The sequence below is a fragment of the Sulfobacillus sp. hq2 genome, assembly GCF_002903155.1.
GTDB lineage: Bacteria > Bacillota > Sulfobacillia > Sulfobacillales > Sulfobacillaceae > Sulfobacillus > Sulfobacillus thermotolerans.
The window spans coordinates 66447-80756 of the sequence record NZ_NWUL01000017.1 but is presented as its reverse complement, the minus strand read 5'-3'; the positions used below and the strand labels follow the sequence as shown (position 1 = coordinate 80756).

General features: G+C 52.7%; 10 protein-coding genes. 6 read left to right on the top strand and 4 right to left on the bottom strand.

The genetic code is table 11. From position 1 onward, the window contains the following. Positions 1-109: 109 nt before the first annotated feature. Positions 110-988, bottom strand: coding sequence for an MFS transporter (locus tag CO251_RS02755; RefSeq protein WP_158246143.1), 879 nt, complete (start codon positions 986-988; stop codon positions 110-112). A 483-nt stretch (positions 989-1471) separates the two neighbouring features. Between CO251_RS02755 and trxA the strand changes: the two genes are divergently transcribed. After that, positions 1472-1798 carry a thioredoxin gene (trxA, locus tag CO251_RS02745; RefSeq protein ID WP_103374281.1) on the top strand — a complete coding sequence of 109 codons (327 nt, stop codon included), beginning with the start codon at positions 1472-1474 and terminating at the stop codon, positions 1796-1798. A gap of 55 nt (positions 1799-1853) precedes the next feature. Here the strand turns inward: trxA and CO251_RS02740 are convergent, their stop codons facing one another. Next, entirely contained in the window at positions 1854-3524 is a 1671-nt protein-coding gene (locus CO251_RS02740; RefSeq protein WP_103374280.1) for an AAA family ATPase, read from the bottom strand. A 551-nt stretch (positions 3525-4075) separates the two neighbouring features. Here CO251_RS02740 and CO251_RS02735 point away from each other — a divergent pair. The 5 genes from CO251_RS02735 (at position 4076) to CO251_RS02715 (ending at position 10525) form a co-directional block, all read left to right on the top strand. Next, positions 4076-4540: a hypothetical protein gene (locus CO251_RS02735; RefSeq protein WP_242968258.1), complete on the top strand. Its 465-nt coding sequence runs from the start codon at positions 4076-4078 to the stop codon at positions 4538-4540. 575 nt (positions 4541-5115) lie between these two features. Further along, entirely contained in the window at positions 5116-6408 is a 1293-nt protein-coding gene (locus CO251_RS02730; RefSeq protein ID WP_103374285.1) for an RtcB family protein, read from the top strand. 592 nt (positions 6409-7000) lie between these two features. Continuing rightward, complete coding sequence (locus tag CO251_RS02725) at positions 7001-9190, top strand: ATP-dependent RecD-like DNA helicase (RefSeq protein WP_103374279.1); 2190 nt, start codon at positions 7001-7003, stop codon at positions 9188-9190. Positions 9191-9381: 191 nt separating this feature from the next. Continuing rightward, on the top strand, positions 9382-9735 hold the full coding sequence (locus CO251_RS02720) for a hypothetical protein (RefSeq protein ID WP_242968256.1): 354 nt from the start codon (positions 9382-9384) through the stop codon (positions 9733-9735). A gap of 55 nt (positions 9736-9790) precedes the next feature. Then, entirely contained in the window at positions 9791-10525 is a 735-nt protein-coding gene (locus CO251_RS02715; RefSeq protein WP_103374277.1) for a formylmethanofuran dehydrogenase subunit E family protein, read from the top strand. Between the two features lie 157 nt (positions 10526-10682). On the opposite strand, the gene CO251_RS02710 is transcribed toward CO251_RS02715, so the two are convergent. Together CO251_RS02710 and CO251_RS02705 are read right to left on the bottom strand one after the other, a co-directional pair. Then, complete coding sequence (locus CO251_RS02710; protein ID WP_146038961.1) at positions 10683-12134, bottom strand: hypothetical protein; 1452 nt, start codon at positions 12132-12134, stop codon at positions 10683-10685. Positions 12135-12352: 218 nt separating this feature from the next. Then, positions 12353-13906, bottom strand: a complete 1554-nt coding sequence (locus CO251_RS02705; protein ID WP_103374275.1) for an AMP-binding protein — start codon at positions 13904-13906, stop codon at positions 12353-12355. Positions 13907-14310 lie beyond the last annotated feature (404 nt).

The window sequence follows — 14310 nt, the reverse complement described above, 5'->3', positions numbered from 1 at the left end:
CTAAGAAGCGGTGGCATGATGACACAGGAAGGTGGCTCCGTTTGATCCATTGACTAACGATGATCAGACTTGGATAAGTCCATCAGAACGGTATATGCCCCATAAATCATCAAACCGAGCAGTGGAAAGGCGATAATGCGACCGTGCAGCGTAATGAATAAGATGAGAGCAACCAGCCTACGGAACCCCACACTTGCAGAGGCTTGCGGCCCCAGCGGTCGATGGGCCCAATAGCCAAGGCTTTGCCTGGCAGCGAAAACACGGCAAACATGACCAAACCAAACGTGCCGGTGGTCAGCCCAATACCTTTAGCGAGCAGCGAGGGGCCAAACAAGTTCCCCGCATAGCCTACGATGTCAAAAAGAAACCACAGCACCGAAGCGATGATGAATTCACGGGCATGCGTCGCGAAGTAATAGCCAAAACCTTTTTGGTCCCGCAACATGGACTCTTCCCATGCGGTGTGGTTGTGGGTGGATTGATCAACGCTAGCAATGACAGATTCGGCAGCGGCATTGTCGCCCGCGATTCGGACGAGATAGCGGGCTGTTACGGGAACGCGCCGACGCAGGTACTTCACGGACAGAGAGGGCAAAGCCCCGGTGCCTAACGCAATGCGCCAAACAAGAGGGTGCGGAACACCGGCCATATAGATGAGTGAGGCTAAAATGGCGCCTAATCCCCACATGAGTCCAAATCCTGTGGCCACCGTTTTACCGCGGTCTTTGGCATTGGAATGTTCGACCATAATGAGGGGCGAGAGAATGTAATCGGCTCCAGCTCCGATTCCCAGTATAATACGGGCGACGATCAGCCATCCAATATTCGGAACGAAGGCTTGCATTAATCCGCCTACCGTCATCAACAGCATGTCGATGCCGTTGAATGTCTTGCGGCCTTTATTGGCCAGTACGCTAAAAATTAAGGCACCGATGGCGGCCCCTGCCAACGCCGATGTGACTAACAGAGAAGATTCCCAGCCAATCAAGTGCTTGATCCGAATGATGCGAGCACTAAGGGGAGAACAATGCCGATGGAAGAGAGGTCATAACCATCAGTAAAAACCCCCATGCCGGTGGTCAACATGGATCGCCAGTGAAACGCTTTGAAGCGCGACTGGTCAAGGGGCTTAAACGGAGTATCATCCGTATTTTTCATAAGGTGTCATCGAGCTTCGAATGGGATATGGGCTCGCTTTTAACGTTGATGGTGAGGGTGTATATAAGCCGTCGTCTGATGGTTGGCAGTGTTCTCCATTTAAAGCTAACGAGCGATGATGATCGCGGCGCGATGATCGGGTTAACAAGCTATGAAGAGTCGGTTAACAAAGGTAGCCTTCTATGGGGACGCGATGAACAACTCTATCGGCACGGTTCGATGGAAGGATTGACGGCTAAATACTATACATCGTATAGTAAAAGAAACCAGTCAATTGGTTTATGAGAGCAAGGGGAAAGGTGGAGTCGCTTACATGAGTAATGCCGTGATTACGGCCACTGAGCAGAGCTTCGATGCGTTAACAGCCAATGCCACTAAGCCGTTAGTGGTAGATTTTTGGGCGCCATGGTGCCAACCGTGTTTACGCGTAAGTCCTGTGCTTGATGCATTAGCGGAAGAGCGTCCGGATGCGGTACAGGTGGCTAAAGTCAATGTGGATGAGAATCCCGGGCTGGCTCGCCGGTTCAATGTGCAAGGCATTCCCACCATTTTACGATTTGATGGTGGTAAAGAGACCAGACGTGTGGTCGGAGCGTTGCCGAAGGCGACGTTACTGGCGCAACTGGGATTGAATGCGTAAACCTCTGCTTAGAACCACCGAGCCGACTAGGACACAGACGGCTCGGTTTTTCAATTCACTCCCAAATTTCATCACCGGGCCAAGGCTGATTTCCACTCCAATGTGACCAGTGTTCTTGCATCAAAGCCCAAGCACGCGCGAGCTCATCCGCGGTCCATTTGCCTCCTTGCACAACCTGTTCAGCAGTTTGCTCGTAATTTTCGTGAAGGTTCCACAAAGCGCGCTGCTGGGCGCTCAAAACGTTGTCAAAGAACGTTTGCCAGGTAGGGTGTAGCCAGGTATCAACCGATGAGGGAATCCATAAGGTGCGGCGGGCACGGGTCATGGCAAGATACAACAATTGTACCTCGTAGGCCGCGCGCGGAGCGCTTAACGCATGCTGACGCGTTTGACGCCGCGTTTTGTATGCGAGGCTCAATTGTGGCAGCGGAATAAAGTCGTCCAGGATTTGTACCATGTCCCACTCGCGCCCGCGAGCATTTTCCGCCGTGGTTAGAACGACGGTCGTCGGTTCGATGGTGTCGACAATCTGATTTTGGACTTGCTGCATGATAACGGGCAGGCGCCTGCCGTGTTTCTTAATAAGGGAAGCTAAGGTTATGGCCTCCGAATTTTTGGCTACAGTCATTTTTTGCAGCCATTCATGATAGTTGGTCCAGCGTTCGCCATGCCATGTCCAACTAAATCCACGTTCCCGGGCCCATAGCCGGTAAGCGCTGTTGACGTCTTGCCATAAGCCGCTGGCATCCCAATAGAAATAGAGAAACGTACTGTGATACGCCATGCTGATATCAATCATTTTCTCGAGGAGGCTCATATTATAGCGGGCAATCAGCGTTAAAGGCCGCCTTCCCACTATGCTATCTTGGACTTTGACTTCACAAGCGCCTAGACCTTTGAGCGTGGGGCGATTTGTGCGCCAGTTCATAATACGTGTGGCGCGTTCGGCAGCGCCATCCGCCAAGCGGAAGGAAGCGTCCAGAGTAAAGACGTGGTCCACGGGGAGGTCAAGCAGAAGGTTTGGCTCTGTAGGGTCTTTAGATTCGATACCCGTCGGGTCTGCTGCTAAGATTTCGCGCGCCGTTTGCATGGCCAGCCACTGCTTAAAGATAACCCCCGCATTTTCCGCTTCGTCCACAATAATGAAGGGGATATCATGTACGGGATGCTGACGTACAAAGCGTTTGAGCAACATCTCGGAAAGATACGGCAAGGCTTGAGTTTCACAGGCGTCCCATAGAGCTTGTCCATCGGAGATGAGCGCGGTTAAGCGCTCATGGACGCTTGGGCCATCGAAGGCATGGGCTTTGGTTTGAGCCCACGTACTCCACGGCTCGTCCCCCGGGACGAGACAGTACTCCCGAATCCATTGCTGGACATCGTCGGCATATAAGGTGCCGAATTGGTCAATCTGTGGGGCAATCACTTGACGGAGTTGCGGCAAGCTCCAGGAAGACACCTCGTCGGAGCCAGGAAAACTGTCATGGGCGAGGTCTGCAAAGGTTTTGACTGCAATGGGGGCTGGCAGGTGGTCTTGAACCAACGCTTTGGTTTGGTGGGTGGAGACCAGAAAGAGGACGGGAGCTGCGCGTCCCAAACGCCTGGCGAATTCTTCGAGCACGGTGGTTTTACCGGTCCCAGCTGGAGCAATGAGCGCAATGCGCTGCCAGTTGGTGTGCTCAAGCACGTTAAGAAACGCTTCTTGATCGGCTGTCCATGTCATCATGGTGCCTGGAGCTTCTGCGCTTGTGTACTGGTTGTCGCTTGTCGTTGAGACCACTCCCCTTTTCTAATCCGTGTGCGTCGTGTTCACGCCTTAGCCGTGTCCGGTTACCCAGACGTGTGTATGTGGTGCGGTTTTCTACAAATGGCGCGAGGCATAAGGACGGGTGCAAAGGGTTCGTTTGTGTCGGGCGGAAAACGCTGTAAAAAATGAAAAGCCCACCATTCTATGGTCCCATTATACCTTATTATGCATGGAGCCATGGATAATCTCTATTCAAGACGCGCTGGTGGTAGGTTTGCGTGTGACCGTTTGGTATTATCTTAATAAGTTGAACGCATTACTCGTCATTGATGGATATAGGTGCTTCTAAGACGTCCGATGCCCATAAACCGTAAGGCCTTTCAGCCGTAGAGTGGGGGACCATTAGACCTTCGACCTAGCGACCGATGTCTGGAGATCTCAGGCCTTGTGACCCACTTCACAAAGTTGGCATGATAGTATGCTTGTTTTGTAATCATTATGGTTTTGCCAAAAGAAAGGATGTGGCTGTGATGACGAATCCCATGAAGAATCCTGCCAAAGAGCCTGCGACCCACATTATTTCGCCACAACATCCAGGACTCGACTGGCTGCGGTTATCGATGGTATTTTTCGCGCTGGTGGACGTTGCCGCGCACTTGTTTGCCAGCCCTGGCTCTACCCCTATTGTCTCGTACTGGATTGATATTGAAACGGCAACTTACGGGTTGATTGCAGTGGTGTATCTACTTGGGCTGCGCCGGTACTATCTATTGCCGATTCTCTTTACGGCGTACAACATGACCATGTACTTTGTCTCAGGATTGGTGGCATTGCCGTTTGGCATTAACAAGGCGCCCTTAGTTGGCCATCTTCAATTCGCGCAGTATTCGTTTGGTCGGGGTTTTTCTCTCATCGCGTGGCTATACCTCTTAATAATGGGCATTGTCATGTTAAAGAAGGATCCCGGGTCGAAAATTAATGATTTGCTCGACTAAGAATTCTTGCGCAAGGTGTCCTAGGCCTTAGAGAGGACCGCTCTAAGACCTTTTTTCTTTATAGGGCGTGCTGGACCTAATATGGATTACGAGCCATGCTGTGTCGTCGTGCATTGAGGTTTTCCACTTGCATCATATCAGCGGCATACTGGCGTGGGCGACCGCGGCAAGTCTCAGATATGTAGCGTCATTTGCTGTAGCATTCGGGCCCCTAGACGCGCCGATTACACAGGAGCCGTGCCCGTCCGCGTCTGTAGAAGGCGGTTTTAATGTTGTTGCCCAACAAAAGTCACATGAAGGCCTGCGAGCCGTGTACTAAACTGTGCGCAGCAGGCCTCTATAAGAGATAGGCGAGGCCATAGAAAAGCCCCTTATGAATCAATCATCCGCTGCCGTTTGCTCATCGCATGATAGCCCGTTGTGGTCTATGGAAGTTTCCCGTTGACGTGACATCCCAGACCCATGCGTCTGCCTTACTTCCATCTGCCGCATAGTTCGGCCTTCAACTTATTTCTGGTGATTGGTTTTCTAAGCGCACTAACCTACGAATGGCCAACCACGGTGTTGTGTCGTCTATGGTAGACTGGAAACCGGAACGCAAGGAGGAGCACTTCGACCACGGGTGGCTAGTGACCAGAAAGGGACAGGTGGAAGCCTTGGACCACGTGCGCATGTGGACCATTGACGGATTGCCGATCGAGGAAAAAGCCCAACAGCAAATTGTCACGATGGCCCAGTTGCCAATTTTAGCCGGGCCTATAGCGATTATGCCCGATGTGCATTGGGGAAAGGGAGCCACCGTTGGCAGTGTGGTACCGACGCGAGGCGCTATTATTCCAGCTGCAGTGGGCGTGGACATTGGTTGTGGGATGGCTGCTATCCGGACTAACATTACGGTTGACCAATTGCCGGATACTCTGGCTTCGATGCGTTCTGCCATTGAAGCGGCCATCCCTGTCGGGTTTGCTTCGCATAAAAATGACCGTGTGTTAGACGACGTCTTGTCTCTGGATACCCATCAGACCTTTGAACAGCGTCTTCGGACTTTACGGGAACGGTATCATGGCTTGTTGCTTTCGCAAAAATTTTCCAAGAAAGTCCAATACGAGACACAAGGCGTCTTGTGGAAACAAATTGGCACATTGGGCGGCGGTAATCACTTTATCGAAGTGCAAATGGATCAAGAGGGAACGGTGTGGCTGATGCTGCATTCGGGATCTCGCCACGTCGGTAAAGTATTAGCGGAAGTGGCAATCCAGTTGGCGCGTCAAGAATCCGAAGGACGCGGCGATACGTTACCCGACCCAGACCTTGCCTGGCTGGTTGCTGGATCAGAGTCATTTGCACAGTACATTACGGCGTTGGCATGGGCTCAAGATTACGCCCGGACGAATCGGGATATGATGTTGAGTTTGTTGTGGAACGCGGTGGCGCCTTTTCTTCCGCAGCACGCAGAGGTCGTGCAGAGCATCAATTGTCACCACAATTATGTTGAAGAAATGACGATTGATGGATCGGTAGCTTATGTGACGCGCAAAGGTGCCGTATCGGCGAGACGTGGCGAATGGGGAATTATTCCTGGGAGTATGGGCACTCACAGTTACATTGTGCGCGGCAAGGGCAATCCTGATTCTTACTTTTCGTGCTCGCACGGCGCAGGCCGCCAGATGTCGCGAGGCGAAGCCAAGCGCCGCTTTACGACAGCCGATCTCGAAAGTCAAACAGCAGGGGTAGAGAGTCGTAAAGATGCCGCTATTGTTGATGAAATTCCGGCAGCGTATAAAGATATTGATGCCGTGATGGCCGCCCAACATGATCTCGTAGAGCCTGTTTATCAGCTGAAACAGCTCTTATGTGTTAAAGGCTAAAGACCTAGGGGCAAAAAACAGGAGCCAAATGGAATAGCGGTTTGAAACAGGGAGATCCTAGACCACGGCGAGATCCACGGATGGATGAAGGTTTGAGGGTAGATGTCCTTAAGAACATTCGTACTGACAACAACACACATGCGGTTGGGGTCCCCGTTGTAATGGCCTGAAGGGATGGTCGTGCGCAAGTATAACGGTGCATGTTAGAAACCCCGTGACACAACCAGCCTTTGATCCTCTTCAGGCTAGCACCGTAATTCTTTCTCCTTATTTTTCAGCGTAAAAACCGTTGAAGCTATCGAAAAACATATTGCGAAAGCATGGCGGGCTGGACATTACAAGGTACGAGCTTTGCTAGCAATGACCTCACAGTCCCTTTTGTGTCATATCCTTTGGAAGAACGAGTGGGTGGCTGTGTGTGTTACTGACCATTATGAACTCAAAGTCATAGGTCGCCTATTTGCTTGTTGGCGATAATAATTCGTGTCAGCATAACCTCAAAATGGTCGGACTCTCGACTTCATGAATAATACATAAGGTGCGTTGGGGTGTCAACGTCTTCTCGTATGAGAAAGGGATAAAGGAGGATGCGATGGAGTCGCAGGTTGCTGCGGAAGATACGCTGGAAGGCACAATTGAACGTGTGACGTATCATAGCCCCGAGACGGGATTTTGCGTCTTGCAGGTCAAAATTCCAGAACTGAAGGACTTGGTGCCCGTAACCGGACAAGCATCGGCGGTCACGCCGGGAGAAAGCGTGATGGCGAGAGGTTACTGGGTGGTCGACCGCGAATACGGACGTCAGTTTCGTGCGCGTCTTCTCCACATTATTCCCCCGCAAACCGTTTTAGGGATCCAAAAATATTTAGCCTCAGGCATGGTCAAAGGCATTGGCGCGGTGTATGCACAAAGGCTGGTTGAGGCATTCGGCACGCAAGTGTTTACGGTCATCGAACAAACGCCCGATCGGCTACGAGAGGTTCCGGGAATTGGTCCAAAGCGCGTAGCAAGGATTTGCCAGGCGTGGTCAGATCAAAAAGTTATTCGCCAGATTATGGTGTTCTTGCATGGGCACGGCGTGTCGACGGCTCAGGCGGTGAGAATTTTTAAAACTTATGGAGATGACGCAATAGCCACGGTCCAAGAAAATCCATACCGCCTGGCCCGAGATATCCGAGGAATCGGATTTAAAAGCGCCGACCGCATTGCAGAACACTTAGGTATTGCGAAAACGGCAGCGATTCGGGTGCAAGCGGGAGTCAGTTTTGCCTTGTTGGAAGCTACGCAAGAGGGGCACTGTGGCTTGCCTACCGAGGACTTGATGACGCAAGCCGCGACGCTGCTCGATGTACCTCCGGACTTGGTGGAGGAAGCCATTGCGCATGAAACGTCAAGGGGAACGGTGGTCATTGCCCCCACTCAAGGTCGGCAGGTGGTGTTTTTAGCCTCTTTAGCCTATGCGGAGCGCGCCATTGCCCAGCGTTTGCACACTCTCAGTCACGGGTCTCCGCCGTGGGCTGGCATTGACGCAGAGAAAGCTACCTGGTGGGCAGAGGAACGCTTAGGGATTGCATTGGCAGAGAGTCAAAAAGAAGCGGTGCGTCAAGCCCTATCAACCAAGGTCTTGGTGATTACCGGAGGACCCGGGGTGGGCAAAACCACCTTGGTCAATGCCATTTTAACCATCTTACGCGCGAAAGGCGTTCAACCCCTTTTGTGCGCTCCGACCGGGCGCGCTGCCAAACGTTTGAGCGAAACCACAGGAATTGCGGCGCAGACCATTCACCGGCTCTTGCAGTTTAATCCCCATGAAGGCCGCTTTACCCGCAATGAAGAAACGCCGCTGGAGGGCGATGTCATTGTCGTCGATGAGTGTTCGATGATTGATGTGACCCTGATGCATCATTTATTGAAAGCGATTCCCCAAGACGCTAGCGTGTTGCTGGTGGGAGACGTGGACCAAATTCCCTCGGTAGGGCCTGGCCAAGTCTTTCGTGACATCTTGACCTCTCAGGCTGTGCCTGCGGTCCGGCTTCACGAAGTGTTTCGACAAGCAGCGTCGAGCCGCATTGTCATGAATGCGCACCGCATTAATCAGGGGCAAATGCCTTTAGGCCATGCCTCCCCCGAACTGTTGCAAGATTTCTATGTCGTACCCGCACACGAACCGGCTGAGGTAGCAGAGAAAATTGTGCGCTTGGTGGCAGAACGCATTCCCGCGCAATTTCATCTCGACCCTATTAGAGATGTGCAAGTGCTTTGTCCCATGAACCGTGGGGATACGGGTGCACGTCAGCTTAATATGCTTTTGCAACAGCGTCTTAATCCCCCCACCGAGCAAAGTGTGATGCGCTTTGGATGGCGCTACGGGGTAGGCGATAAGGTCATGCAGCTGGTCAACAATTATGAGCGCGAAGTCTTTAACGGGGATATCGGGTGGATTAGTGCCATGCATCTCGAAGATCAGACCATGACAATTCGGATTGATGACCGTGATGTGCTTTATGGGTTTGATGATCTCGATGAAATCGTGCCAGCCTATGCCATCACGATTCACAAGGCCCAAGGCTCGGAATACCCAGCGGTCGTGATTCCTATCACCACCCAGCACTATCTGATGCTGCGTCGCAACTTGCTGTATACGGCCGTGACTCGCGGCAAAAAGCTCGTGGTGATTGTGGGACAACCCAAAGCCATCGCCATGGCTATCCACGCCAAGCCGTCGGACCGGCGGTGGTCAAAACTGCATGATTGGCTCGTCGAGCAAACGAAAGAGATCTGAGAAATAACGAGAGGGCTGACGGTGAGACTGGGCAAACGCTGGCAATTTGGCTGTCCAGCACTTGTTCACTCACGCTCCCCTAAAAAGCGCTTAAAAGGGGCCGTTTACCGCACATGACAGATAACCAAATAGCTATATAAAACTGATATGGAAACATGAATCACACATTCCAGTGAAAGAAGATGAGCTCGGTGGCAGGAAAAATTGCGATTGTTATTGTATCAGGGTGGGATCAAAAGGCGAAAGTGATGTCGGGTCTTCATGTGGCCAAACGGATTCATGAAGCCAAGGACGCCAACGGAATTGATGCCGTGGAAGTCTTCTTGTTTACCGGTGGCGTCAAACTTCTCGAGAATGCGGAAGAAGAGGTCGTGGCTATGCTGGTTGAATTGCGGGAGCAAGGGATTTTGATGGGGGCCTGTTCGAACCAGGCCGAGGCATGGCAGGTCGAGAACACGGCACAAGAATTTGGCGTGCAGTTAGAATTTGCCCGTGATGCGTTTTCGCGTTACGCACGGGAAGGGTTCACGGTCATGACATTTTAGATCCTAGTGCGGCTCTATTAGGATAGTGGGTAATGATATCGAAGCCAGATGATTTGTGGTACTGCCACTAGCAGCTCAACAAACGGAGTTGCCCACCTTTTGGGTGCGTGATACCGTGTCAAGTCACGGGCGCTATGCAGACCGGGCCAAGAAGATTACAGGGATCGATTTGGTGCGCTTTCATGGCCATGCTTGTGATGGGCTCTTTCGGGGCATGTATGCCTTATCAGTGGCCTTTCCTGCTTTGTTTCCTGATGGCGTGATTGACCGCACCGATATGCGGGTGATGTCACGGAACAGTCCTTGCTTGGGCGATGTGGCGGCTTATCTGACGGGCGGCCGAATTCGGTTTGGAACCCAAGATGTCGATAATTCGTTAGGCGTTTGGTTTTTGCTGCAACGCATGAGTACAGGGCAAACGGTGAAGGTGCACGAAGAGCCAGGGTTCTTCCCGACCGAGATTGGGCAAGGAGAAGCACAATTGGCGCATTTGAACGGGGACGATTTAAGTCGCGCTGTCACGGCGTTGCAAGACCGACAGAACCAATGGGTGGAGCACGTCTTGTTGCCATCATCGCCATCAGATCATTATTTTGTGGAGCCCCTTGATTTTACCGGGCCAGACGTTCCGTTTGAGCATATCGGCGTGAGGACGGATATTTTGTACAAAAACGTGCCGGAACACGCAGCCTTAGCACGGGGATATAAGGCACTGAGCCGTAAGGGGCCATGCGCAAGGCTTGTGGTTTGCGAAATGGGCCAACGATTGCTGGGCACCGCTTTTGCTTAAAAATAGCGCGTAAACAGAAGGCAACGCTTCCCGGTAGGATTGGTCAATGCCGGGAAAGTGCTGTCGTGTTCATGAGGGTCAGTGGACTAGGTCCAGGACACGGTGCCTGGACCTGGTCTTTTGGCGCGAGAGGACGGGGTCAGGGAGAACCAGAAGATCACGATGACGGTTTGACCGCCGTCATTTGCTGTGCAAGAGTCACCGCCTTAAAGCCATTGGCATAGATAAAATACCGCGTGCCGTGAAGGTCGTAACTGGCTTCGCTTGGCGCATCGGACCCAATGCTAAAGGTCGCCCGTCCGTGCGTACCGGGCAACTTGGCTCCAACTAACGACTTTGCGATGGACTTGGCGGATCCGGTGATGATGCTAGCAGATACCCCGGTGCCTAGAAAATTCATGGTCCATCCATCTTCATGCCAGGTAATGAGCGTGGGTATTAGTTCTGTGCCGGTATATTGAATCCCGGTGATGCCTGGTGCGAGCGGAATGCTGAGGCCTTGGGTGTGGGGAGGCGCCGGATAAAGCGGCATATCGTCTTGGCGGGCGTGAAAGGGTAGGTACCAGGGCATGGCGGTGATGGTTCCCAAAAGCTCGGCATTCCCTATCTCAATTTTAGGGGAATTAGCAGGTAATGCAGGGCCTGCGCCAATGGTGATTGAATAGCCCTGGTTTTTTTCGGAATACTTCACGTCTAAATCGCCATGATAAGAGCCTTGGAGAAGGTGGGAGGGCAGGTAAACCGGGACATCAGCGGTCTGCGCTAGACGTTTGCCAACCGTGTTGCGAACAGCCGCATAATTGGACAAGGCAGATGGCAACGCGGATAGGGGGATAGGGGTGGCACGGGCGTTGAGTCCGGCGGCTTCTGGAATGACGCGGGCCAGGTTTAGCCATGGGCTCATGCCGGGGAGATCTTTTTCGGGATAGACGGCCACAACACGGAAATTATGAGATGGCCAGTGGTTGACTTCTGTGGGCACCTTGAAGTGCCGGGGTTTTAGAAACAACACGCGCTCGGGGTAGGCGGAACTTGGCCACGGTACCGCAAATAACTGGCCGGCGGGCACTGTGAAGACTGACGAGGGATCTGTGCTGGCACTGATAGTGCGGGGAAGGACAGAAGATGAAGCCGGCTTGAGCCAATAGATGCTCGAGGTCATTTGATTCCATAAGGTGCCGGTTCCCGTGCCTAATTGGATCCCTGGATTTGTGAGGACCGCCACGGCTTGGAACCGCGAAGAAGGCCAATGATGGAGCGTGGTGGGAATATGGAAGGCTTTTGGCAAAAGAAAAATGGTGCCACCCGGATTTACATCATAGGCGTTGCTGGGACCTAGGATATAGAGGATATGCTGCTTGGCCCACGATTCAATTTGGGTCGGGGGCGCGTTCTGCACGGTGATGGTTGTTGTAGGCGAAGGGGTCACTGCCGGCGAGGCAGACGCTGTGCTTTGGGAAGATGGCGTTATCCCTGTGCTGGCCGGTGTTGTAGAAGCGCTAGAATGGGGGGGATGATAGGGCGCTGCGGTGTGCTGCAGTCCACAACCGCTTAACGTGAGTAGGATCGGTAGCGCGGGGAATAGACCCCAGGATGTTTTGTATGGCAAGGTGCTGGCCCCCCTGTACGGTGGTTTATTAATCAACATAACGTAAATGACCGCGAAAAAGTCACGGGCCTCTGGCCGTCCAACAGAAGGGGAAGGAATAGCCTAAACCTTGGTCGGGACATGGCATGGCGCCTGATAGCAGGGAAAGCCCAGTCGCTTTGCGCGTTGAAGACGTGTGGGCCTTGGGGAGGCTCCGTTTACGGATCCTCCCTTATTGATTAGACCGCGGGATATTCGGGCAATTGGTCAAGCTTGGCCAGTAAATCGGCTTTGTTAATCTTACCGGCGCTGGTTAGGGGCATGGTGGTAATATAGAAAATTCGTTCGGGAACCCATATCGGCGCGATACGCCCAGCCAGGGCTTGGTCGTGCAAATACGCGGTGACCATTTCGGGGTCTATGGCCTGCCGCGTTTGTACAACGGCTACGGGCTTGTCGCCCCACTGCGGGCTCATGACGGGTAAGACGGCGACTTGGTCAATGCCTTCGATTTCCGAAATAATGGTTTCCAAGTAGTGAGTTGGGATCCATTGGTTCTCCCATTTCACCGCCTCGGTGAGGCGGTCGATGACGGCAATTGTGCCATCAGGGAAAGGGGTCCCTAAATCTCCGGAAACAAAGTAGCCCTCGCGGTAATGTGAGAGCGTTGCTGCCTGATTATGCCAATACCCAGATGGTAGCCAGGGGCTTTTTACCCACAGTTCTCCCGTGCTTTTCCCGTCATGAGGGACATCGTGGCCAGCTTCATCACAGACGCGGATCTCGACCATCGGGAGGGGCAAAAGTCGGGTGGCGAGCACCGTGGCCTGCTCTACGGAGGACAATGCCGTATGGGGAGGTACGGCTGAGATGGCGGCTGCCAATTGATCGGCGCCGCCATAGACGACGGATAGGGCGACGTGACGTTCGTTCGCACGACGCACGAGGCCGGCTGTGATGGGCATCCCCCCTGTCAGCACTTTCAGCGGTTCCGTCGGAGGGTCTGTCAACACGTTGAGCAAGGCTTGCAGCTGGGTCGGAACCATGTTGCTCCAGGTGACACCGTGACGATAGATGAGAGCGGCTTGCTCTTGGGGGGATATTTTCCCTGCGAGCACCACAGAGGCGCCAACATAAGGAGCAATGAAGGGGATGCCCCACCCATGCATGTGAAAGAACGGAATCAGCGGTAAGATGACCTCATTCATTCCAAGACGTGCAGGGGTATCATGGAGCGCCAAATGATGCACCATTTGCCACGATGATAGTAGGACATCGCGGTGGCGGTAAAGAGTCGCTTTGGGACGTCCCGTCGTTCCGGTAGTAAAACACAGGGAATAGGGGTCATTTTCATGGATAGGGGTCATGAGGGGCTTGTTGTCAGCGTGCCGATGCGCTTCAATGTCTTCGGGCTTTATCAGAGGATGAGGCACCATGTGCCGCAAAGAATGGCCCAAGGACATAAAATCTGGTCCCACAATCAGCCATTCATCATGAGCCAGTCGTACAGTGTATTCTAAGTCGTTTAATGAGAGGCGGAAATTGAGAGGATGAATCACGGCTTTAAGCATGGCCAGGGCATAGTGCAACTCAAGATGACGCAAGGAATTGACGTCTAACACGCCGACAACGTCGCCAGGGCGTATGCCGATTTGGTCTAAGGCCCCTGCCAAGTGTATCACGCGTTCTAAAAGGTCCGGGTAAGGCGTGAATTGATTGTCCGCCCAAACGCCTTGAGCCGGATATTTGTCGCTCGCTTCACGAAGCACTTGAGGGATGGTGAATTGGTCCATGACGCACCTCTTTCCTCATTGACGAGAATGGCCGATACGGGTTGTGTCTTTTGTGGGTCTGCAAAATAGAGACAGAAAGAGGCGAGTAAACACCGTACGCCCGGCTTTCGGCTTCAAGGGCATTCTCCTTTTTGTGTGAAGACTACAAAACATTTCCTGTGCCTGAACGGCAACGACGGTGTTAATGCTGTGCCATGATGTATGACAAGAAGTCGAGGGTGTAGAAGTTCTGATTTGGGATAGTGCAAGGCAAAAGACTATCCAAACATGCTGTTACTCTTATTATAAACGACCCCCAAGAGAACTAAGCAATGACAGAACTTTGGCTCTTTTGCCCAAAAGCGCCGCGCCCGGCAGGGTTTTTTGTTGGTCGTTTTCCCAGATGACGGAAGAAGCTCCCAACA

Coding starts and splice junctions, on each gene's coding strand:
- CO251_RS02725 (WP_103374279.1), top strand. CDS start 7,001: ATGGAGTCGCAGGTTGCTGCGGAAGATACGCTGGAAGGCACAATTGAA.
- trxA (WP_103374281.1), top strand. CDS start 1,472: ATGAGTAATGCCGTGATTACGGCCACTGAGCAGAGCTTCGATGCGTTA.
- CO251_RS02735 (WP_242968258.1), top strand. CDS start 4,076: ATGACGAATCCCATGAAGAATCCTGCCAAAGAGCCTGCGACCCACATT.
- CO251_RS02705 (WP_103374275.1), bottom strand. CDS start 13,906: ATGGACCAATTCACCATCCCTCAAGTGCTTCGTGAAGCGAGCGACAAA.
- CO251_RS02740 (WP_103374280.1), bottom strand. CDS start 3,524: ATGATGACATGGACAGCCGATCAAGAAGCGTTTCTTAACGTGCTTGAG.
- CO251_RS02730 (WP_103374285.1), top strand. CDS start 5,116: ATGGTAGACTGGAAACCGGAACGCAAGGAGGAGCACTTCGACCACGGG.